The 23,165-nt window shown below is 41.3% G+C and carries 15 protein-coding genes; 6 read left to right on the top strand and 9 right to left on the bottom strand.

All coding sequences use genetic code 11. The features are described from left to right. Nucleotides 1–64 precede the first annotated feature (64 nt). From mobV to Cop2CBH44_RS02815, 3 genes are all read right to left on the bottom strand, one after another. Entirely contained in the window at nt 65–1,432 is a 1,368-nt protein-coding gene (gene mobV / locus Cop2CBH44_RS02825) for a MobV family relaxase (RefSeq protein ID WP_200755513.1), read from the bottom strand. A gap of 606 nt (nt 1,433–2,038) precedes the next feature. Further along, the gene (locus Cop2CBH44_RS02820) at nt 2,039–2,431 is read right to left on the bottom strand and encodes a hypothetical protein (protein ID WP_200755512.1); all 393 of its coding nucleotides are present in this window, start codon (nt 2,429–2,431) and stop codon (nt 2,039–2,041) included. 17 nt (nt 2,432–2,448) lie between these two features. Beyond that, a complete protein-coding gene (locus tag Cop2CBH44_RS02815) occupies nt 2,449–3,681 on the bottom strand; it encodes a site-specific integrase (RefSeq protein WP_200755511.1) in 1,233 nt (410 codons plus the stop codon). 257 nt (nt 3,682–3,938) lie between these two features. Between Cop2CBH44_RS02815 and Cop2CBH44_RS02810 the strand changes: the two genes are divergently transcribed. The 3 genes from Cop2CBH44_RS02810 to Cop2CBH44_RS02800 are packed head-to-tail and all read left to right on the top strand — an operon-like array spanning nt 3,939 to nt 9,467. Further along, on the top strand, nt 3,939–4,868 hold the full coding sequence (locus Cop2CBH44_RS02810; protein ID WP_200755510.1) for an efflux RND transporter periplasmic adaptor subunit: 930 nt from the start codon (nt 3,939–3,941) through the stop codon (nt 4,866–4,868). Nucleotides 4,869–4,912: 44 nt separating this feature from the next. Next, on the top strand, nt 4,913–8,089 hold the full coding sequence (locus tag Cop2CBH44_RS02805) for an efflux RND transporter permease subunit (protein WP_021930171.1): 3,177 nt from the start codon (nt 4,913–4,915) through the stop codon (nt 8,087–8,089). A 7-nt stretch (nt 8,090–8,096) separates the two neighbouring features. Next, entirely contained in the window at nt 8,097–9,467 is a 1,371-nt protein-coding gene (locus tag Cop2CBH44_RS02800) for an efflux transporter outer membrane subunit (RefSeq protein ID WP_055096288.1), read from the top strand. A gap of 339 nt (nt 9,468–9,806) precedes the next feature. On the opposite strand, the gene Cop2CBH44_RS02795 is transcribed toward Cop2CBH44_RS02800, so the two are convergent. Beyond that, on the bottom strand, nt 9,807–10,511 hold the full coding sequence (locus Cop2CBH44_RS02795) for a helix-turn-helix domain-containing protein (RefSeq protein ID WP_200755509.1): 705 nt from the start codon (nt 10,509–10,511) through the stop codon (nt 9,807–9,809). Nucleotides 10,512–10,797: 286 nt separating this feature from the next. Here Cop2CBH44_RS02795 and Cop2CBH44_RS16645 point away from each other — a divergent pair, with 286 nt between their 5' ends. The 3 genes from Cop2CBH44_RS16645 (at nt 10,798) to Cop2CBH44_RS02785 (ending at nt 12,766) form a co-directional block, all read left to right on the top strand. Beyond that, complete coding sequence (locus Cop2CBH44_RS16645; RefSeq protein WP_055095982.1) at nt 10,798–11,118, top strand: hypothetical protein; 321 nt, start codon at nt 10,798–10,800, stop codon at nt 11,116–11,118. Next, entirely contained in the window at nt 11,118–11,285 is a 168-nt protein-coding gene (locus tag Cop2CBH44_RS16640; RefSeq protein WP_021930167.1) for a hypothetical protein, read from the top strand. Before Cop2CBH44_RS16645 ends, Cop2CBH44_RS16640 begins: the two co-directional genes overlap by 1 nt. 125 nt (nt 11,286–11,410) lie before the next feature. Beyond that, nucleotides 11,411–12,766 (top strand): MATE family efflux transporter, encoded by a 1,356-nt coding sequence (locus tag Cop2CBH44_RS02785; protein WP_200755508.1) that lies wholly within the window; start codon nt 11,411–11,413, stop codon nt 12,764–12,766. Between the two features lie 21 nt (nt 12,767–12,787). Here Cop2CBH44_RS02785 and Cop2CBH44_RS16680 read toward each other — a convergent pair whose 3' ends face one another. From Cop2CBH44_RS16680 to gltB, 5 genes are all read right to left on the bottom strand, one after another. Continuing rightward, a complete protein-coding gene (locus Cop2CBH44_RS16680) occupies nt 12,788–12,943 on the bottom strand; it encodes a helix-turn-helix domain-containing protein (protein WP_082430121.1) in 156 nt (51 codons plus the stop codon). A 269-nt stretch (nt 12,944–13,212) separates the two neighbouring features. Beyond that, nucleotides 13,213–15,060: a glutamine--fructose-6-phosphate transaminase (isomerizing) gene (gene glmS / locus Cop2CBH44_RS02775; RefSeq protein ID WP_021930165.1), complete on the bottom strand. Its 1,848-nt coding sequence runs from the start codon at nt 15,058–15,060 to the stop codon at nt 13,213–13,215. Nucleotides 15,061–15,080: 20 nt separating this feature from the next. Continuing rightward, the gene (locus tag Cop2CBH44_RS02770; protein WP_200755506.1) at nt 15,081–16,967 is read right to left on the bottom strand and encodes an amidophosphoribosyltransferase; all 1,887 of its coding nucleotides are present in this window, start codon (nt 16,965–16,967) and stop codon (nt 15,081–15,083) included. Between the two features lie 152 nt (nt 16,968–17,119). Then, nucleotides 17,120–18,541 (bottom strand): glutamate synthase subunit beta, encoded by a 1,422-nt coding sequence (locus Cop2CBH44_RS02765; protein ID WP_021930163.1) that lies wholly within the window; start codon nt 18,539–18,541, stop codon nt 17,120–17,122. A 35-nt stretch (nt 18,542–18,576) separates the two neighbouring features. Next, nucleotides 18,577–23,085 carry a glutamate synthase large subunit gene (gene gltB, locus Cop2CBH44_RS02760; protein WP_200755505.1) on the bottom strand — a complete coding sequence of 1,503 codons (4,509 nt, stop codon included), beginning with the start codon at nt 23,083–23,085 and terminating at the stop codon, nt 18,577–18,579. Nucleotides 23,086–23,165 lie beyond the last annotated feature (80 nt).

Genomic DNA, 23,165 nt, shown 5'->3' with positions numbered 1-23,165 from the left:
CAAAAAGTACCGTTCATCAGTCATTTATGAACGGTACTTTTTGTTTTTCAGCGTAATAAGTCGATTACAGTTTCATTCCTCTGCTTTTCCTTTGCGGTTGTATAGGTCGGCGTATGTTCTGCCTTAACTTCTCGAACTGTTCCTTAAACCACTCGGCAATGGGCTTTCGGTCGATGGCAAGAACCAATTTAGCCCCGTCCGTGGGGTCTTTCAGCACTTGGAAACCTGCCCTTTCGGTCGTGAATTTCCGTCCGTGTTCCTCCGAGTAGAGTTCCCCTGCATACTCCAACGGCTTTCCCTTGACGAGCGTTGCGGTCTGCCTTTCATCGAACCCCACAAGGCGGCAGAGGTTTTCGATACGGAGCATTTCACGGAAATAGGGAAACCATGCCGCCGCCTTTGCGATTACCGTTTTCAGAAACGATATTTCTTGCTTGTGCCTTGTGTCCTTGTCGGCTATCTCCCTGCCGTGCTTTTGCTGCATTTCCCATATCTCCCTGCTGTGGTCTGCCTGCATGGTCTGTATTCTGTCTTGCAGGGCTTCGATGGTTTCCTCGTGGTCGGCTACCTCCCTATGCAGGGCGGTGTTCTCCCTTTCCAGCGTCTTGACCTTGTTGCTGCCGAAAAGAGAACCGACACTTTCGGCGATGTTGGCGGCTGCGGTGGTTGCCGCCCCTTTCAGCTTCTCGGTCTGTATTTCTATTTTTGCCCGTCTTAGTTCCTCCCGTGCCGTTTCTTTCTGCTGCTGCAAATCCACCACTTCCGCTTTGAGGTCGTCGGAGAGTTTCTGTATATCCCGATAATACTGCTGCGTGGACTTGTGGCGAGCCTTCGAGCCGTCTATGCCCCTTTGCAGCCCGTATTTCGCCATCGCTTCGGCATAGGTATCTTGGTAGGACTTCAATTTCAGCCGTGTCATAATATCGTCTGCGCACAGCCTTACGGTATCTGTCGGCTTCTTGCGGTATCGCTTTTTCGTCTGCTCTTCCCGTTTCCTGCGCTTGCGCTCTCCCTTGACGATAGGGACGAGTGTAACGTGTATGTGCGGCGTTTCCTCGTCCCTGTGCAGGTGAGCCGCCACGATGTTCTCCTTTCCGAACGTGTCGGCGAAGTATTTCAGATTGTCGGCGCACCACTCGTCCAAACGCCCCTCTTCCTCTATCCGCTTCATGTCCTCGTGCGTTCCCGACACGTTGATGCGGATTGCCCGTACTTGGTTGCTTCCGATTTTGCGTGTCAGCCCCGCTTCTTCCAATCTCTGCTGTATAGCCGCCGAACGGTCTTTCACCCCGTCGGGGTAGTCGATGAGCCTGCGGTTCAGGTGCGTGCGTGTGGGGTCGGCGTTCTTCGGTATGATGAAACGCTCGATATGTGCGGTCGTTCCGCTGTCGCTGCCGTGCGCCTTTTCCATGTGTAAAACTACGAAACCCATATATTCTTCCTTTCTTTTTTGGCTTGTGAAACAATGATTTTTTGTATCTTCGGGGGCGGCGAAATGCCGTCCTCGATGGGGGTGTGCAGAGGGGCTTGCCCCTTGCCTTATTGGGGAATTTTCAGCGATACGTAGTATTGCGGCTCGGAAAATTCCCTAATAAGCTACGGTATTTTCTCCGTAAATACCCTGCGGCGTGCCGTCCGTCTGCCTTTCTGCGGTGGCTGTCCCTGCCGTCTGCTTACCCATATAACCCCACCTTATTTTTTCCCTTTCGGTCGGTGGGTGGCGGGGCGGTCGTTTCCGTTTTCAAAGGCTTTTTTGCATGGGGCGGTCGGATACAAGGTTTTCCCGATAAATACGCTCGCAGCGAAGCGAGAGGAAGATTTATCGGGAAACGGCGCAGCCGCCTGACCTTTTAGCCGACATAAAGCCCCGTGCTTGCTTTGCCTTTGTAAACGGAAATGATTGCTCCGCTATTCCTCTGAAAAGAGGAATAGAACCTGCAATATACATCACCATAGTGATAGGTTTGCATGTTTGCATGCTGGTATGCTGGTACGTTTGCATGTTGGTATGTTTGCATGTTGGTATGTTGATATATCATCATGCTTTCCAACGGCTGTTGGGCTTGCCGTCCGAAACAACCGACACGAATACCTTCGTTTTCTCTTTTCGCCCGTGTATAATCCTTTCCAACAACACTTTGCGGACTTTCGCCGCCCCGAACGACTCGATACGGAAAGCGAGGGCGGCTATCGTTTCGAGGTTGTAAGCCTCCGCGCTGTATCTGTCCGATATGCGGATAATGCGCTTTATGTCATATACACACAAAACTCCGCTTTTGCAGAGTGCCTTTATCCCTGCCCGAACCGTCGGGGCGATAACCCCGAACAGTTCGCAGATTTCCCGCTCGGTCATGGCGGTTGCACCTATATCGGTCGGCAGGAAGATATTGCCCTGCCCGTCCATCGTGATAATGTTCCTTTCTTCTTTCATCGGTATTCCGTTTTTAATTAGATGGCTCGGCAGATATTCTTCTCCATATCTTCCAACTTATGCGACAAGGTTTCCATGTCTTGGCTTATCTTCTGGGCGGTGATTTTGGCGTAAATTTGGGTGGTCTTTATGTTGGTATGCCCCAAAAGACGGCTCACCGTTTCGATGGGTACGCCGTGCGACAAAAGTACGGTCGTGGCGTTCGTGTGACGTGCAACATGATAGGTCAAGCGCACCTTGAAACCGCACTGTCTGCCTATCTCTTTGAGTATCTTGTTGCAGTTTCCGTTACTCGGAACGGGGAAAACATGACCGTCCCTTGCCAGCCCCTTGTATTTCTCGATGATACGCTTGGGAACGTCCAAAAGGCGGATGTTCGATTCGGTGTTGGTCTTCTTTCTTCGGGTGATTATCCAAAGGTTGCCGTCGAAGAATGTTTGCAGGCGGTCGGCGGTGAGGTTCTTCACGTCCGAATACGCCAAACCCGTGAAAACAGAAAAGACGAACAAGTCCCGTACAAGCTCGTGGGTGGCGTTCTTCATCGGTGCGTCCATGAGCGTCTGTATCTCCGTTTGGGTGAGGTAGCCCCTGTCCACGCTTTCGGGAGAGTTGATATATCCCGCAAAGGGATTAAAGGGCAAACGCCCGTCGTTCCTCGCTATGGAAACGATGTGTTTCAACACAATCATGTAGCCCCACACGGTATTGGTGCGGCATTTCTTCTCCGTGCGCAGAAAATACTCGAAGTCGTTGATGAACGTGAGGTTGAGTTCCTTTAATGGAATATCCTCACGCTTGTAGGTATGGGGCAGGAACTCCCGAATATGGTTGCAGACCGTCCGATAACGGGTAAATGTACCCTGCGCCCTGCTGTGCCCGACTTTCTTCTCGAACTCGGCGTTGTGCTGCTCGAACAGCTTCAGCAAAGTTTCCTGCTTGATGCCGATACCGAGATAGGCGTCTTTGAGTTTGGCGGCGGTAACATAACCGTCCGTCTGCATCAGTTCTTGGTAGCGGCGGTTTACCTCCACACGGATTTTATCTACCGCAAGATTGATTCTCTGCGCTTCGATGCTCTTGCCCGAAGCACGGTTGTTCTTCACGTCCCACAAGCGTGGGGGAACGTCCATCTTGCAACTGAACTGTTTAATTTCGCCGTCCACCGTGATACGGCACATCAGAGGCAGGTTGCCGTTCGGCTTCTCGCTGCCTTTCTTCACGTAAAATAATACCTTGAATGTACTTCGCATAACTCACTCCTTTTTTTGGTTACAAAATTAGTTCTTAGTGAGTTACCGACAGCTATGTAAATCAACGCAAAACGCAGAAAAAGAACCTTTTAGCAAGAGATTTGCACCCGTTATGGGAGTAACGAGGTGGTAACTGAACTTCTGCACCGTTTGGCTTTGAGGTGGCATTTCGTTGGCTCTGCCCCATAGAAAAACAAAGCGTAACGAACGCTCTATCAGCTAATTCGCTACGCTTTGCCCAAATTTACTTTTTCGCTATGTGTTTATTTTATGCTTTTTGTGTTATTATAATAAATTCTGCTCTGTACAAAGCTAAAGTAGATAAAGCTAAAGCTCAATTAAAAAAGGACGAAGCACAAGAAGCCAAAGCCCAAAGAGATGTTGAGCGTTTAAAGCCTTTATATGAACAAAATGCTGCCAGTCAGCTTGATTTGGATAATGCTATTGCTGCCTACGAAAGTGCCCAAGCTAATGTCGCTATGAGCCAGGCAGATTTGGCTCAAGCAGAATTGGAACTGGACTATACTACAGTACGTTCGCCATTTTCTGGGCGTATCAGTGAAAGAAATGCCGATATAGGGACATTGTTAGGGCCGAACGGAAAGTCATTATTGGCGACGGTTGTAAAAAGCGATACGGTTCTTGTTGATTTCAGTATGACAGCTTTGGATTATCTTCGTAGTCAACAAAGAAATGTACGATTAGGAGAGCAAGATACTACTCGTTCTTGGCAGCCTAATGTTACCATCACACTTGCCGATAATTCTGTTTATCCTTTTACCGGATTAGTAGATTTCGCAGAGCCTCAAGTGGACCCTAAAACAGGGACATTCTCAGTTCGGGCTGAGTTACCTAATCCCAAACAGCAATTATTACCCGGGCAGTTTACTAAGGTAAAACTCCTGCTCGATATACAAGAAAATGCAGTCGTTGTGCCCAGAAAAGCTGTTTCCATTGAGAAAGGCGGTGCTTACATTTGGGTTATGCGTTCAGATGAAACTGTTGAAAAACGATTTATAGAACTCGGTTCTGAGCTTGATAATCGTATAGTTGTTGAACGTGGTTTGGGTAAAAAAGATATCATTGTTACGGAAGGATATCATAAATTATCCCCAGGAATAAAAGTTCATCCCATAAAAGCTGAGAGCAAAAAAAATATATCAAATTCAGAGGGTAAAAAGCAATAAAATCGAATGTATTATCATTCACCCACCTAAATAAAAATATAGAAATGAAACCAGGATTCTTCATAGACAGGCCCGTATTCTCTATTGTTCTTTCCATACTTATTGTTATAATAGGGATAATCGGACTTATTATGCTTCCCATAGACCAATATCCACAAATTACACCTCCTGTAGTTAAAGTAAGTGCCTCTTATCCTGGGGCTAGTGCATTGACTGTATCCCAGGCAGTAGCCACTCCTATAGAACAAGAACTGAACGGAACTCCTGGAATGATTTATATGGAATCAAACAGTTCTAATTCCGGAAGTTTTTCTGCTACGATAACTTTCGATATTTCGTCAAATCCCGATTTAGCTGCAGTTGAAGTACAAAATCGAATAAAATTAGCAGAAAACCGTTTACCCGCAGAAGTTATACAAAACGGTATATCAATAGAAAAACAAGCCCCGAGTCAATTAATGACTATTAGTTTAAGTTCTTCTGACCCTCGTTTTGATGAAATATATTTAAGCAATTTTGCAACAATCAATGTTTTAGATGTTATTCGGCGTATACCTGGTGTCGGAAGAGTATCAAATGTCGGTAGCCGGTATTATGGAATGAATATCTGGGTCCAACCGGATAAATTGGCCAATTTCGGGTTGACAGTAAAAGATTTACAAGATGCATTGAAAGACCAAAATCGAGAATCTGCAGCTGGTATATTAGGGCAACAGCCGATAACAAATTTAGACATAACTATTCCTATTACTACTCGTGGAAGATTATCTACCGTCTCCGAATTTGAAGAAATTGTATTAAGAGCAAATTCTGATGGTTCCATTATCCGTTTAAAAGATGTGGCAAGAGTTTCACTGGAAGCCTCCTCTTATAATACAGAAAGTGGAATGAATGGGGAAAATGCAGCTATTTTAGCCATCTATATGCTTCCTGGGGCTAATGCAATTAAAGTTGCAGAAGAAGTAAAAAATGCAATGGATGAAATTAGTAAAAATTTCCCAGAAGGTATAACTTATGATATTCCGTTCGATATAACGACATATATATCAGAATCGATCCACGAAGTATATAAAACTTTGTTTGAGGCTCTTTTTCTTGTAGTCTTGGTTGTTTTCTTTTCTCTTCAAAGCTGGAGATCGACATTAATACCCATCATTGCCGTACCTATATCTTTAATTGGGACGTTTGGTATAATGCTTATTTTTGGATTTTCACTTAATATGCTTACCTTATTGGGGCTGGTATTGGCCATTGGTATTGTTGTAGATGATGCTATTGTTGTGGTAGAGAATGTAGAACGGTTGATGGAGGAAGAACATCTCAGCGCCCATGCAGCGACACATAAAGCGATGGAGGGACTAACAAGTGCACTAATAGCAACATCCTTGGTTTTAGCGGCCGTATTTGTTCCTGTTAGTTTTTTAGGTGGAATCACAGGCCAATTGTATCGTCAATTCACCATCACAATCGTAGTATCGGTGCTTATATCGACAGTTGTAGCCTTAACGCTTAGTCCTGTCATGTGTTCTTTATTATTAAAACCGGTTGATATACGGAAAAAGAAAGTTCGGATATTCCGTATTATTAATTACTATATAAACCGGTGGAATGCAAAGTATTTAAGTATTATAGGCCTTTCTATACATCATCCTAAGCGAGTATTATCCATGTTTGGTTTTGCTGTTATTATTATATTGATTTTAAATAGAATCATACCTACAGGGTTTATTCCGGAAGAGGATCAAGGATATTTCAAAGTGGAACTTGAATTGCCAGAAGGCGCGACACTTGAACGAACCAGAGTTGTAACCAATCGTGCTGTAGAGTGGTTAAAAGCACAGCCAGGAATAGAATATATACAAAATGTTACCGGTTCAAGTCCTCGTGTAGGAAGTAATCAAGCAAGGGCTGAATTAACAGTAATTTTGAAGCCATGGGAAGAACGGGAAGATGAAAACATTACTTTGGAAGAACTTATGGATGCAACATATAAAGAATTTGAAACATATCCTGAATGTAAAGTGTTTTTAAGTAAACCGCCTGTAATACCGGGGTTAGGTAGTGCTGGAGGTTTTGAAATGCAGCTCGAAGCAAAAGGGGACGCAAGTTATGACGATTTGGTAAATGCATCTGACACATTACTATATTATGCCTCGAAACATCCAGGTATTTCCGGTATTTCATCTTCTTTACAAGGAGAAATACCTCAATTATATTTCGATGTAGATCGTGATAAAGTAAAATTATTGGGTATCCCGCTTGCTGATGTTTTTTCAACAATGAAAGCATATACGGGCTCTGTGTACGTAAATGACTTCAATATGTTCAATCGTATCTATAAAGTATACATACAAGGGGAAGCTCCCTATCGGGCACATAAGGAAAATTTAAATTTATTTTTTGTCAAGGCTCAAGACGGAACAATGGTACCGTTGACATCCTTAGGTGCAACTGATTATACTACAGGTCCCGGTAACATGAAACGGTTCAATATGTTCAATACAGCTGTAATACGGGGTACTGCCGCTAATGGGTATAGTTCTGGTGAAGCGATGACCATAATGGAGGAGATTGCAGAAAGACATTTACCTTCAAATATGGGTGTAGAATGGAGTGGTTTGTCCTATCAGGAAAAACATGCAGGAGGACAGACCGGCATTATTATGGCTCTAGTGTTCCTCTTTGTATTTCTGTTTTTGGCAGCTTTATATGAAAGTTGGCTCGTTCCTGTTGCTGTCCTCCTCTCTCTTCCTATTGCCGTATTAGGAGCTTATGTAGGTATTGGAGTTTGTGGACTCGAAAATAATATCTATTTTCAAATCGGACTGGTCACACTTATCGGACTGGCAGCAAAGAATGCAATTTTAATTGTGGAGTTTGCAAAAATTCAAGTTGATAAGGGTATTACACCAGAACGAGCAGCCTTTCATGCTTCACAGTTAAGATTCAGGCCTATTCTTATGACATCACTTGCCTTTGTTTTAGGTATGCTCCCTATGGTATTGGCTTCCGGACCAGGCTCTGTAAGTCGGCAGGCAATAGGAACAGGTGTATTTTTTGGTATGATATTGGCAACCACTATCGGTATTGTCATGGTACCGTTCTTCTTTGTAATGATTTATAAAATAAAACGGAAGGTAAGTTTTTTGACTCCACAACGGATTGAAAATGAGGTAAAGAAGGTAAAAAAAATTAGATTGAAACGAAATGCAGAAAAATAAAATTCGTATGAGAAACAAATATATAATAGGATTGTTTTCTATAGCTTGTATATTTTCTTCTTGTAAGATAGGGAAAAAATATACCCGTCCGGAGCTGAATCTACCCGATAAAATTATAGCGACACAAACTGATTCTCTAACTATTGCAGATGAAAGTTGGTGGACAATTTACTCCGATACCATATTACAAAATTTAATTAAACGTGCTCTTGAATATAATAAGGATATGCTTACTGCTGCATCTCGGGTAAAAGAGATGGCCGAACGAAAAAGGATATCTTTCTCAAAGTTATTTCCAGAATTGGGAATTAACATCCATGGAGAGAGAGAAACTTTTAATTTAGGCAAGGATAATGCAAAAAATGATGATACTTTCGAGGCTAAAGGTATCCTTTCTTGGGAACTTGATTTATGGGGTAATTTACGTTGGTCGAGAGTTGCTGATATTGCAGAATATTTAGAATCTGTGGAAGCTCAAAGAGCTTTGCAAATGACATTAGTGAGCGAAGTAGCTCAAACATATTTCGAATTAATTGCTTTAGAACAGGAGCTTCATATTGTAAACCAGACAGTAGAAGCCCGAAAAGAGGGTGTGCGATTAGCAAAATTGAGATTCAATGGTGGCCTGACATCTGAAACAGCTTATCAGCAATCGGAAGTGGAATTGGCCAAGACGCAGACATTAATACCTGAATTAGAACGAGATATAAGATTAAAACGAAATGATCTTGCCTTTTTGACCGGGGATTATCCTCATGAAATAGAGACCGGAAAATTGATGCAAATGCAACAATTACCTTTAGAAATACCGGTAGGATTACCTTCTACCCTTCTCCAACGTAGACCTGATATACGTCAAGCAGAACAAAGACTTATTGCAGCGAATGCTAATGTAGGAGTTGCTTTTACCGATATGTTTCCTCGTATAGCTTTAACAGGAAAGTTCGGATTGGAGAGTGAAGCTTTAAGCGATTTTCTAAAATCTCCATATGGTTTTATTAGTGCAGATTTACTTTCTCCATTATTTGCTTTTGGAAAAAATCGGGCTAACTGGAAAGCTTCAAAGGCTGCTTATGAACAAGAAGTATACCAATATGAAAAAAGTGTTTTACAAGCCTTTAAGGAGGTAGACAATTCATTAATGAACTATCAGAAAATGAAAGATGTCTATAAAACTCAATATAATTTAGAACAAGCAGCATATAGTTATCTAAGATTAGCGAATCTGCAATATATAAATGGCATCATTAGTTATATAGATGTATTAGATGCTCAGCGTGCATATTTTTCAGCACAAACAGAATTAAACAATGCTATTCGGGATGAGCTGATTTCTATGGTACAATTATATAAGGCTCTTGGTGGTGGTTGGCAATAATAATCTGAAAATCTCTCCTTTTTATCTTCAATAATTTACAAATATAAAAAATCGACGTGGGAACAGAAAAATGTAGAGACTAAAATAGGTTGTTATAAACAATAATATCTTCGCTAATGTATTAGTTTGCTGCGAATCCCTTGTAGAGTGTAATTAAAAAAATAACTGAAGAAGATAAAAATAAATATATGAGATGACCTAGAACCTGCGAATGGATGTTCTGATACGACAGTTGGGGCAACAAGTTATATAATCCTCAAAAAACACAGTAGAATTTGGTTTACATTTTTGTAAGATATAATTACAAGTTAGGGATAATTTTATAATTTAAATACGATATTATTCCCTTATTTTCGGAACTGCGTTTCCATTCCGAAATTCTAGTGGAGAACAACCAATTTTGCAGCGGAAGAATCGGCACATGTAGGATGTGTCCTCGAAATTTAACCGCTCGGCGATTTCAGAGACGGGCAGTCGGGTATCTGTGAGATAGCTTTTTATCTCAACAAGAAGTTGCTGTTCTATCAAGGCTTTGGGAGACATTCCGTATGCACGGTGGCAGACCTTGTTCAGGTAGTCAGGAGTGATATGCAGCGCATTCGAGTAAAACTTGACAGCTCGTTCACGGAACGAATGCTTCGTCAGGAGCGACCAAAAACGGCAGGTAATATCCCACGCCCTGTCTTTCCGTGTCATAGTCTTGTTTTTGAGTGCTTTATCAAGTTCTTTGTCAATGGCGAAGAACAGATTGTAAACGTTGTTGTTCAGCAGCGTAATGCGGTCTGGGTCGGTGAACTTCGCCAATATCCAATCCATTTGCTCCATCCATCCCATTACGAGGCTTCGTTGTTGTGGTGACAATCTCAATATAGGAACATGATGAAGGTAATCCCACATGGAAGCGCTGGTTATCTTATAATAAGCAGCCTCAATCATGGTTTCCGATAAGGCGACGTAACGCGAGGAAAAACCGCTTGAAACTTCCGATACTGAAAACCATACATCGGGGGTCAGTACCGCCATATTTCCCTGTCGGAAAATCATTTTCTGCATATTTACGGATACGGACGCTCTTCCACCTGTACAGAAGAGAAACACACAGCCGTCGGTCTTTATGGCGCGTCCGACGCTTTTCCTCCAATCGGTTGTGCCGCTTGATTCATTCGGGTAAGTTGATGTAATCATACCGCAAAATTAGCTAAAATAGGGCTGTAATGGAAGCTATTGTATTGAAAAGTTCCATAAAACACCGAAAAATCACCTAAACCGTTCCAAGATAAATCTCTAAATTTGCATTCGCTAAATTTAGAGATAAATATTGTGTTGGAAAATGATGCGTAAACTATTTCATAACATACATTTATGGTTCTCCATTTCGTTTGGATTGCTCATAACACTCGTGTGTTTTTTGGGGCCATGCTTGGTTTTCGAGGACAATATAAAACAAATTATCCATAAAGAAACTTACCATATCGGACACAATGAATCTTTGCCTATAGGACAGTTGCTTGAAAAAATATCCGTAGCCTTATTGGACAGTGTGAAAATTACAGGAGTCACAATCCCTTCCGAAAATGAAGGGACTATATGGTCAGCTTGTCGCAGCCTCATCGTGCCGCGGTATATGTCAATCCTTATACGAGAGAAATAATGGGACGTAACAAACAATTCGGATTTGCCTTGCATTGGACAGTTATGCTTTTGACGGCATGGGCGGAGAGATTACCGGCTTTAGTTTGCATAAGGGTATCGACTGGGAAACGAAAGTATGGGACTGGACTTACTCCGTTCATGTTGGTAGTTGAGGAGGTATATTGACCAAATTCCTCATGTTCATAGCCGCTATACTTGGAGCGATACTTCCTCTGACCGGTTATTATTTGTGGATAAAACGATTGAGAAGCAAACGTAACTGATAATGATTTTAATGAAAAACAAGTTATATGGAAAATAGAAATTTGGATCGGGATAAACTTGATTTTGCAAAAGGCGAAATCGGCCCGTTGTTCCGGGCTTTGTTTTTCCCGACGCTTGTCGGGATGATTTTCAACTCGGCCTTGACGCTCATCGATGGGATTTTTGTTGGTCAGGGTGTCGGAGCCGAAGGTATCGCGGCAGTAAATATCGTCGCACCGATCTTTATGGTCGCTACCGGTATCGGACTAATGTTCGGTATCGGCTCTTCGGTGGTAGCAAGCATCCGGCTGTCGGAAAACAAGGTGAAAGCTGCCCGTATCATCATGACACAGGCCTTCATCGTGGGGTTGGTGCTTGTCGGGATTATCTGTGTCGGAAGTATGGTATTCCCCCGGCAGGTCGTTCACCTGCTTGGATGCAGCCCGCTGCTTGAACTGAAAGCTGTAAGCTACCTACTTTGGCTGCTACCGGGGCTTCCGTTCCTTTTCATCGAGTGCGTGGGCATGATGCTCATTCGTCTGGACGGGTCGCCGAAGTATGCCATGTCTGTGCAGATCGTGGCAGCGGTCGTTAATATCGTGCTCGACTGGTACATGGTATTCCCTCTAGACTGGGGTGTGATGGGGGCTGCATTGGCTACCTCGATAGCTTGTGCTACCGGAGGGATGATGGTCTTGGTCTATTTCCTTTGTTTCCCGAATAAGCTGAGGTTTTACCCGTTAAAATGGTCGCTGACCTCGCTTTTGTTGACTTTGCGCAATACGGGATATATGGCACGCATTGGTTTTGCCACTTTTCTGACCGAACTGGCCATGAGCGTCATGATGCTCACGGGTAACTACATGTTCATCTCTCTGCTCGGTGAGGACGGTGTCGCCGCATTCGCCATTGCTTGCTATCTTTTCCCGGTGGTCTTCTCTATTAGCAATGCCGTCGCACAGTCGACACAGCCGATTATCAGCTACAACTACGGAGCGCATCTGACGGAACGTATCAGCCGGACTCTGCGCGTATCGCTTTTTACCGCTATTGTCTGTGGTTTGTCGGTAATGGTGTGCCTATGGTTAGGTGCGACGGGAATTGTGCGCCTGTTTCTCGACCCACAGGAAAACGCTTACGGTCTGGCTGTTGAGGGCTTGCCGCTCTTTGCCATGTGTGCCGTGTTTTTTGCGGTCAATATCGCCTTTATCGGCTATTACCAAAGCATAGAGAAAGCAATGGTGTCCACCGTTTATACCCTGCTGCGTGGAATATTCTTTCTCGTACCGTGCTTTATCCTATTGCCCTGTCTGATTGGTGTTCCGGGTTTATGGCTCGCCATTCCCGCTGCAGAGCTGCTGACCTGCATCGTTATTTCTGTCCGATATGTCCGGAGGGAATAACGATGTAAAGAAGGGATATATTCAGTTGATTGCCTTGTATTCGTTCGGTGAAATGCCTATTTCCTTCTTGAATAGCCGACTGAAGTATTTCGGATATTCGAACCCTAATTTATAAGTAATCTGGCTCACGGTTTTGTCACCTTGATGGAGTTTGTCTTTCGTATCATTTACCTCTATTACGCTATGTGTATAGGTTTGGCAAGGTTGACGAACCTATTGCAATACGATTTGCCCAGTGGGTACTGTATTAGGATTCCTTTCCCGTTATTCATTGTTCTGTGTCATCATAGACGAATTGAGATGTATCATCTGTAGGGTGTGTTAACGGTGATATATCCAACTATCGGGCATTTGCCTGATTCCTTTATTTTGCTTATGTTGAGATAGAGCAGTATACCAAATTTGCTTTTATTTATTTCATGGCATCAGTTACGAACGCTATTTTTCTATTCAACAGTTACTGACTTTGCCAGATTTCTAGGTTGATCTACATCTCTCCCTTTATTGACTGCAATGAAATAGGCCAAAAGCTGTAAAGGTATAGAAGAAACAATAGGTTCAAATTCCTCTATCGTCTTAGGTACTTCAATACACACATCAGCTATATCCTTGACTACAGTGTCACCTTCTGTTACAATAGCAATTATTTTCCCTTTTCGGGCTTTAATTTCTTGAATATTACTAATCGTTTTTTCATAAATACGATCTGCCGTAGCTATGACAACAACAGGCATTTCTGTATCAATCAACGCAATTGGCCCGTGCTTCATTTCTGCAGCTGGATAACCTTCAGCATGTATATATGAGATTTCTTTCAGTTTCAATGCCCCCTCTAATGCTGCCGGATAATTATATCCACGTCCTAAATAGATGAAATTATGTGCGTAAGTAAATATTTTAGAGAGTTCTTTGATTTTATCAGACTGTTTCAAAACTTCGGTAAGTAATGCGGGAATATTTTTTAGAGCTTGTACCTTCTCCTCATATTTTTTATGGGGGATACTTCCCTTTTCCTTGGCAATAGTTAAAGCCAACATACTCAAAACTGTCACTTGTCCAGTAAATGCTTTGGTAGATGCGACTCCAATTTCTGGTCCCACATGAATGTATGATCCTGAGTGAGTAGCTCGAGCAATAGACGAACCGATAACATTACAGATACCGTAAATAAAGGCTCCTTTTGACTTTGCAAGTTCGACTGCGGCAAGAGTATCGGCTGTTTCTCCAGACTGAGATATGGCAATAACTACGTCGTCAGCATGTATCACCGGATTTCGATATCTAAATTCCGATGCATACTCTACTTCGACTGGAATACGGCACCAATCTTCAATCAAATATTCTCCTATTAAAGCTGCATGCCAAGAGGTACCACAGGCAACAATAATAATGCGAGAAGCTCGAACGAATTTGTCACGATTATCGATAACCCCGGACAGAACGATATTATTACCTTCAACATTGATACGGCCACGAATACAATCAAGTAATGTTTTAGGTTGTTCGTAAATTTCCTTTAACATAAAATGTGGATATCCGCCTTTTTCTAACTGACTGAGATTCATAGCCAATTTTTTTATCTGAGGAGTAATAATCACATTTTTCAAATTTATGATTTTTAGAGGTTTATCTCTTTCAATTTTAGCGATCTCTTCATCATTAAGATACACAACTTTATCTGTATATTCAATAATAGGTGTTGCATCAGATGCTAAGAAAAATTCATTATCTCCTATACCTATTACTAGTGGACTACTTTTACGAGCCGCAATTATACAATTTGGATTACCTTTTTCTATGACAGCTATCGCATATGCTCCGACAATTTGATGAAGGGTCAATTGGACAGCTGTACATAAATCTACATGATTTGTTTGTTGTATATATTCTACTAAATAGACAATTACTTCGGTATCTGTATTGCTTCTGAACGTATATCCTTTGCTTTCCAACTCGGTCCGGATAGTACTGTAGTTTTCTATAATACCGTTGTGTATCAATGCTAAATTTTCAGATTGAGAATAGTGTGGATGAGCATTTACATCATTAGGTTCTCCATGTGTAGCCCAACGCGTATGGGCAATACCTATAAATCCAGTTACATCTTTTGACTGGGCAAATCGTTCTAAGTCAGCGACTTTACCTCTCGACTTATATACATTCAATGTTTTATTATCTGCAGCTATTAATGCCAGGCCGGCACTATCATAGCCTCTGTATTCCAATCGATGTAATCCTTTTATCAATATAGGATAAGCATCCCGAGTTCCTATATATCCTACGATTCCACACATATTCAATTTTTATTTATAATTCAAGATCTCTTCTGATAGTCTCCTTCCATGAAATTAATAAATGCATTATTTACTAATCGGTTTCCTCCTGGTGTTGGATAATCTCCAGAAAAATACCAATCACCTGGATGATTCGGTATAGCCCGATGTAATCCGTCTAAAGTCTGATAAACAATTTCCACTTGGGCATTTGTACCAGTTGGCGTCAGCATTTCTGCAATTTTTAAAGAAATTTCTTCTTGAGAAAAAGGAGCATAAATATTTTTTACATAATTCACAATTTTTTCTTTAGGCAAGAATTGTTGTTTTTTCGATTTTTCATACACTTCGGTTAATAAACTTCCCATACCTTTTTCTTTCAGTAATCCTACGGCAGCTTTAAAAGCGATAAATTCGCTCATACGAGACATATCTATACCATAACAGTCCGGATAGCGTACTTGCGGAGAGGATGAAACGATTACGATTTTTCGAGGTTGTAGTCGGTCCAATATTTTAATAATACTTTGTTTCAGCGTCGTTCCTCTTACAATACTATCATCTATAACAACTAAATTATCAACCAAGGGAGTTACTGTTCCATATGTTATATCATAAACGTGTGCTGCCAAATCGTCCCGAGTTTCACCTTCTGCAATGAAGGTACGTAACTTGATATCTTTTATAGCGACTTTTTCCGAACGGACTTTCATTTTCAGAATTTGATTCAGTTCATCGCTTTTCATGTCAGGTAATTTCCTAATTTGTTCAGCTTTGTATTCATTGAGGTTGCTTTCTAACCCTTCCAGCATTCCATAAAAAGCGACTTCAGCAGTATTCGGAATAAAAGAAAAGACAGAGTGTTCTAAGTCATTATCGATATTTTTGAGTATCGGTTCTACTAATAAACGACCCAGTTCTTTCCTCTCTTTGTATATATCGACGTCACTTCCTCTTGAAAAATAAATTCGTTCAAAAGAACATGCACTGTAATTGAGTGGTGGTTGAATTTGCTCGAGAATAACTCGCCCACTTTTATTGATAATGATTCCTTCTCCAGGATGCAATTCTTTTACTTTGTCTGTAGTCAGGTTCATAACAGTCTGTATTACCGGACGTTCCGAAGCTATTACCACAATTTCGTCATCGACATAATAAAATGCAGGTCTTATACCTCTCGGGTCTCTAAAAGAAAAGGCATCACCACTTCCGGTAATACCACAAATTACATATCCTCCATCCCATATATGCGAAGCTGAACGCAAAATTGCACCTATATTTAAATTATCTTCTATCTTTTTGGTAAGTTCTATACCTCGCAGGCCTTCCTGTTTAAACTGGTCATATAAACGCTGATTTTCTATATCAAGAGCGTGTCCGATTTGTTCTAATATAATGAACGTGTCAGCGTAATTTCTGGGGTGTTGTCCTTCTGATACGATATGTTCAAAGATTTCATCAACATTGGTCATGTTGAAGTTTCCGCAAAGTGTCAAATTACGGGCTTTCCAATTATTTCGTCGTAAAAACGGATGGACATAGGATATTCCCGATTTTCCGGTCGTACTGTATCTAAGATGGCCCATATATACTTCTCCGACAAAAGGTAAATGTTGCGCTGCCCATTCAGTATCAGATATATCTCCGTGAACGTTCGCCATTTGAATATGTACATTCGAAAAAACTTCCTGGATAGCACCGGTTCCCATAGCCCGTTCTCTGAAAATGTATTCTTCTGCCGGTTGGGCTTTAAGTTTAACACAAGCCAATCCAGCGCCTTCTTGCCCCCGGTTATGCTGTTTTTCCATTAACAGGTATAACTTGTTTAGACCGTATAAATATGTTCCGTATTTTTTTTGATAATACGATAACGGTTTTAGCAATCTTACCATAGCTATACCGCACTCATGCTTAATTGCTTCTGCCATTTTCTTTATTCTTGTTATAAACGTATTTCCTTGAAAAAGCACTACAAAGAGAAATGTTTCTCCTCACTTCTGAAAGAAAAATATGTTTATTTTCGTCTACATATAACATAATTTAATACCGATAAAACGACGTAGTCAATATACACGATTACTTATTTAATGTTTTTAACGTATTCGTCTATTTTCGATGCGGTCTTTCTTCCTGACGCAATAGCTTTGACTACAAGGCTGGCACCAAAAGCAGAATCTCCTGCAGCAAAGACTTTATCTACAGAGCTTTTGCCATCGACTACTTCCACATTCTTTCGAGCATCCAACTTGACCCCCAATTCTTCCAATAGACCTTCGTAAACCGGATGTACGAAACCCATAGCTAATAAAACCAAATCTGCCTCAATAATTTCAGAACGATTGGTTCGTTTCAATTGGGGATGTCCGGCCTCATCTTTTTCCCATTCGACTTCTACAACCTCTACTTTTTTTACAATCCCATTTTCACCGATAAATCGTTTGGTATCTAACAGCCAACGTCGATTGCAACCTTCTTTATGGGAACTCGAAGTTTTCAATATCATAGGATAATAAGGCCACGGTGTATCGGGATTATAATCTACGGGAGGTTTAGGCATAATTTCTATCTGGGTTACTTCCGTTGCTCCTTGCCGGATAGATGTACCGACACAGTCGGACCCGGTGTCTCCGCCTCCGATAACCAATACTTTTTTCCCTTTTGCCGAAATACGGTCTTCTTCAGGAATCGGACAACCGGCAATTACCCTATTTTGTTGCTTTAAAAGGTCCAATGCAAAATAGATACCTTTCAAATTCCGACCTTCGACTTTCAAGTCTCGGGGAACTCCTGAACCGATAGCTATGCATATTGCATCGTATTCATTCAAAAGTTTTGCAGCTTTTATTTGTTTTCCGACTTCTACTGAACATTTAAATATTATGCCTTCTTCTTTCATCAGTTTTATTCTCCGGTCGATAACCGATTTATTCAGTTTGAAATCAGGGATACCATATCGAAGTAATCCTCCGGGCTTTTCATCTTTCTCAAATACTGTTACCGTATATCCTTTTCGATTCAAGCGGTTGGCACAAGCCAATCCTGAAGGCCCCGACCCAATAACAGCAACTTTCTTGCCATTCCGAATTTTCGGCATTTGGGGTGTAATATATCCTTCTGCAAAGGCTTTTTCTATAATTGCAGCTTCATTCTCACGAATCGTCACGGGTTCACCGATTTTATTCAAGACACAACCTTTTTCGCACAAAGCCGGACACACACGGCCTGTAAATTCAGGAAAATCATCGGTAGCAACCAATAGTTTGTAGGCCTCTTTCCATTTTCCTTTGTATAGTGCATCTTGCCACTCCGGTTGTTTATTTCCCAGCGGACAACTCCAATGACAAAATGCTACTCCACACTCCATACAACGGGATGCTTGTAATTGCCGATCTTCTTCATTGAGAGTCTGTTCTACTTCCCCATAATCATATATTCGTTCATTCACGGGACGATATCCCGCTTCTTTTCTTTTTATAGTCAAGAAAGCTTTTGGGTTTCCCATATCATTTCATCCTTTAAAATAATGTATCATCTCAATTAATAATCTCTTTGTACTTCGGCTATTTTTTGTTGCAATGCCAACATTTTTTCATCGTGAAGTACTTTTTTATATTCTATCGGTATTACTTTAATAAACTGATTGACATATTCGTTCCAATTGTCGAGCATACGTTTTGCCAAGGGGCTTCGAGTATAGTCAAAATGTCGGGTAATCAGTTCGTGTAATTCCCGATTGTCGGTTGTTTCTTCGATTAAGGAAAGTTCAACCATCTCCATATTACAGAAATAATCGAAATTTTCATCTTTATTCCATACATAAGCAATACCTCCGCTCATACCTGCAGCAAAGTTACGTCCGACCGTTCCTAATACCACGGTTCTTCCGCCAGTCATATATTCACAACAGTGGTCTCCGACTCCTTCAACAACAGCAATGGCTCCACTGTTTCTCACACAAAATCGCTCGCCTACTCGTCCGTTTATATACACTTCTCCTGAAGTAGCACCATAGAGCAAAGTGTTTCCCGCAATAATATTTTCTTCAGGAGCAAAAGACACTCCCCGAGGAGGAACAATCAGGATTTTCCCTCCGGATAGTCCTTTACCCACATAATCGTTAGCGTCACCTTCTAATCGGAAAGTTATTCCATGTGATAAGAAAGCACCGAAACTTTGTCCGGCAGAGCCTTTAAATTTGCAGTAGATAGAATCGTCAGGTAATCCCTTCTCTCCATATTTTTTGGCAATAACTCCCGACAGCATAGCCCCGACAGCACGGTCAGTATTATAAATAGGAAAGTCCAGCTCGACCGACATTTTTGACTCTATCGCCGGAGCGGTTACTTTGATAAGCATACGATCGGGGATATCGTCTATCTTATGATCTTGTTCAACAATTTTTCGGACAGCATTTACCGATGCTTCTTCCGGTTGATAAATTATTTTAGAAAAATCCAAATTTTTCGTTTTCTTGACAGATGTATCTTTTATCGTTATCAAATCCGAGCGTCCTATGATGTCTTCAAATTTTGTGAACCCCATTTCTGCCAATAATTCCCTGACTTCTTCTGCCAAAAATGTAAAGAAATTAATCAGATATTGAGAACGTCCAGTAAAGCGTTTTCTCAGTCTTTCATCTTGAGTCGCAACACCTACAGGACAAGTATTCATGTGGCACTTACGCATCATTACGCAACCTAAGACAATAAGAGCACTTGTGGCAAATCCGAATTCTTCTGCTCCGAGCAAAGCTTGGATAATTATATCGTGACCGGTTTTGAGTTGTCCGTCGACTTGTAACTTTACCTGTCCTCTCAGATTATTTATAACTAAAGTTTGTTGTGTTTCGGATAATCCTAATTCAGAAGGTAATCCTGCATGACGGATAGAACTTGTAGGACTTGCCCCTGTTCCCCCTTCACAACCGCTGATAACAATCAAATCGGCCTTTGCTTTGGCTACTCCGGCAGCAATAGTTCCTACCCCACTCTCTGATACCAATTTCACACTGATACGAGCTTGTGGATTGACATTTTTTAAATCAAAAATCAACTGCGCCAAATCCTCGATAGAATATATATCGTGATGAGGAGGTGGTGATATTAAAGATATACCCGGAATAGAATGCCGAGTCTCTGCAATAATTTTATCCACTTTAAATCCGGGTAATTGCCCTCCTTCTCCCGGTTTAGCACCTTGTGCAATCTTTATTTGTATTTCATCTGCATTGACCAAATATTCAGCCGTAACTCCAAAACGACCGGATGCCACTTGTTTTATTGCACTACGAGCAAGGCTGCCATCTTCTCTCGGGATAAAACGAGAAGGATTTTCTCCTCCCTCTCCTGTATTACTTCTACCACCGAGAGCATTCATCGCTATAGCCATAGCTTCGTGCGCTTCTTTGCTAATGGAACCGAATGACATAGCTCCGGTAACAAACCTTTTAGTAATTTCCGACACTGGTTCTACGAGAGAAATATCGATAGGATTTCTTTTGAAATCCATAAAATCTCGGATAAATACAGGTTTTGGTTTATTATCTACATAGGATGTATACTCTTTAAACTTCTTATAACTACCCAGCCTTGTGGCCAATTGCAATGTAGCAATAGTTTCAGGATTCCACGCATGGTATTCTCCATCTTTACGATAAGTATATATTCCATCGTGTCTTAGAGGAGAATCTGTCTTGAAGTCAGCTGAATAAGCTGCTTGATGGGATAATAATATATCGGCTACCAATTCATTGATATCGATACCTTCTATTTTCGATACCGTACCTTTGAAATAAGTCTCTATCAATGTAGATGATAATCCTATAGCTTCGAATAATTGTGCTCCTCGATAACTGCAGATTGTCGAAATACCCATTTTCGATATAATTTTCAACAAACCTTTATCTATGGCTTTGATATAATTTTTCTCGGCTGTATGATAATCCAATTGTATTTCTTTACGTTCTACCAAATCGTTGACAACAGCAAAAGCAAGATAGGGATTTATGGCACTGGCTCCATATCCTAATAAAAGAGCAAAATGCATCACTTCTCTTGCTTCGGCTGTTTCTACAACTAATGCAATTTGTACCCTTTTTCTTTGAGATATGAGATAGTGATGAACAGCCGAAACAGCTAATAAAGACGGTATGGGGGCTGTATCTTTATCGATATTTCTGTCGCTCAATACAATATAGTTACAGTCTTCATCTACAGCTTTTTCAGCTTCATGACAAAGATTTTCTATGGCTTTTTCTAATCCCCGAGTACCTTCTTTTACAGAGAAAAGCATGGGTAATTTCCGAGTACGGAAACCTTTGTATCTTAAATTGCAAAGAATGTCAAGTTCGGTATTCGTCAATATCGGACGTTTCAGTTCGACCATTTTGCACAACTCTGGCGAGGGTTCCAGTAAATTTTGATGAATCGCCCCGATGTAGCTACTTAAAGACATTACCAGTTCTTCTCGCAGAGGATCAATCGGAGGATTCGTTACTTGGGCGAATTGTTGACGGAAATAACTGAACAATCGTTGAGGTTGGTCGGATAATACGGCCAAAGGTGTATCGTTTCCCATTGAACTAACCGGTTCTTTGGAATCAACTATCATAGGAGTCATTATTTTTTCGACATCTTCTCTATGATACCCGAATACTTGTAATAGTTGAGGATAGTCTTCTATACTATGTTTTACTGTACGTCCCGAGCTGATTTCATCCAATTTAATCCGATTTTTCGAAAGCCATTCTTTATATGGAAATGCTCCTGCCAATTCTTCTTTCAGCATCGCATCTTTATAAATTTTACCTTTTTCCATATCGATAAGCAACATCTTTCCCGGGCGTAAACGTCCTCTTTCTTTAATTTCGGCCGCTTCAAAAGCTAAAACTCCGGTCTCCGATGCTATAACCATCATATCGTTTTGGGTAATCAAATAGCGTGCTGGTCTCAAACCGTTCCTGTCGAGCATACCTCCGGCATATCGTCCGTCTGAGAAAAGTAATGTTGCGGGGCCATCCCACGGTTCCATCAAAATACTATGGTATTCATAAAAAGCTTTCAAATCTGTCGATATTGGATTTTTATCATTGAAACTTTCAGGAATCAACATCGCCAATGCTTGAGGTAAGCTCATTCCCGCCATAACAAAATATTCGAGCACATTATCCAATGAGGCACTATCACTCATATCAGGCTGTATAATTGGAGTAAGAGGTTCTTTTCCGAGATTCGACGGTTGCAGAACGCTTTCACGGGCTTCCATCCATAAACGATTGCCTCGTATAGTATTTATTTCTCCATTATGTCCCAATAGCCTAAACGGTTGTGCCAAATCCCAAGTCGGAAAAGTATTGGTACTGAAACGGGAATGCACCAATGCCATTCCCGACGTAAAATAAGGGCTTATTAAATCGGGGAAATAATAACGCAATTGTAAAGATGACAACATCCCTTTATATACGATGTTTTGAGACGAAAGACTGACAATGTAAAAGGCTCTTTTATTTTTAAAAGCCGAATCTAAGATTTGTTTTTCAATCTTTTTGCGAAGGACATATAATTTGGGTTCAAGTAAGGTATTCTCGGTTGTGTCGGTAATGAATAACTGCTTAATATCTGGTTCAGTGGCTAATGATCCGGTACCTAATACAGAACTGTTAACAGGAACGTCTCTAATTGCCAACAGGGAAAGGCCTTCTTCTGTAATGGTCTTACGTATTACGTCCAACATCTCAGATTGTTCCTCAACATCTTTTGGTAAAAATACCAATCCTGTGCCATAACGACCTTTTTCGGGTACAGCGATTCCTTGTAACAGAATAAATTCGTGAGGTATCTGCACCATAATGCCGGCACCATCTCCGGTTTTCGAGTCGGCACCTTCAGCTCCGCGGTGTACCATATGCTCTAAAACCTGTAATCCTTTTTCTACAATTTGATGAGACTTAACCCCATGTATATTAACCAATAGCCCCACTCCACAAGCGTCATGCTCGTAGCTGGGGTCATATAATCCTTGTCGATGTGGTAATCTATACTGTTGCATAATTTAATAACTTGGTAAAAACGGTTACGGAACTTGAAAAGTAACGATAAGAATTTGAAAAACGTGAAACGAGAAACATG

The sequence above is a fragment of the Coprobacter secundus subsp. similis genome, assembly GCF_015097275.1.
Classification (GTDB): Bacteria; Bacteroidota; Bacteroidia; order Bacteroidales; family Coprobacteraceae; genus Coprobacter; species Coprobacter secundus.
This window is presented reverse-complemented; position numbering and strand designations above follow the sequence as displayed.

Coding starts and splice junctions, on each gene's coding strand:
- mobV (WP_200755513.1), bottom strand. CDS start 1,432: ATGGGTTTCGTAGTTTTACACATGGAAAAGGCGCACGGCAGCGACAGC.
- Cop2CBH44_RS02820 (WP_200755512.1), bottom strand. CDS start 2,431: ATGAAAGAAGAAAGGAACATTATCACGATGGACGGGCAGGGCAATATC.
- Cop2CBH44_RS02815 (WP_200755511.1), bottom strand. CDS start 3,681: ATGCGAAGTACATTCAAGGTATTATTTTACGTGAAGAAAGGCAGCGAG.
- Cop2CBH44_RS02810 (WP_200755510.1), top strand. CDS start 3,939: ATGTGTTTATTTTATGCTTTTTGTGTTATTATAATAAATTCTGCTCTG.
- Cop2CBH44_RS02805 (WP_021930171.1), top strand. CDS start 4,913: ATGAAACCAGGATTCTTCATAGACAGGCCCGTATTCTCTATTGTTCTT.
- Cop2CBH44_RS02800 (WP_055096288.1), top strand. CDS start 8,097: ATGAGAAACAAATATATAATAGGATTGTTTTCTATAGCTTGTATATTT.
- Cop2CBH44_RS02795 (WP_200755509.1), bottom strand. CDS start 10,511: ATGATTTTCCGACAGGGAAATATGGCGGTACTGACCCCCGATGTATGG.
- Cop2CBH44_RS16645 (WP_055095982.1), top strand. CDS start 10,798: ATGATGCGTAAACTATTTCATAACATACATTTATGGTTCTCCATTTCG.
- Cop2CBH44_RS16640 (WP_021930167.1), top strand. CDS start 11,118: ATGGGACGTAACAAACAATTCGGATTTGCCTTGCATTGGACAGTTATG.
- Cop2CBH44_RS02785 (WP_200755508.1), top strand. CDS start 11,411: ATGGAAAATAGAAATTTGGATCGGGATAAACTTGATTTTGCAAAAGGC.
- glmS (WP_021930165.1), bottom strand. CDS start 15,060: ATGTGTGGAATCGTAGGATATATAGGAACTCGGGATGCTTATCCTATA.
- Cop2CBH44_RS02770 (WP_200755506.1), bottom strand. CDS start 16,967: ATGGCAGAAGCAATTAAGCATGAGTGCGGTATAGCTATGGTAAGATTG.
- Cop2CBH44_RS02765 (WP_021930163.1), bottom strand. CDS start 18,541: ATGGGAAACCCAAAAGCTTTCTTGACTATAAAAAGAAAAGAAGCGGGA.
- gltB (WP_200755505.1), bottom strand. CDS start 23,085: ATGCAACAGTATAGATTACCACATCGACAAGGATTATATGACCCCAGC.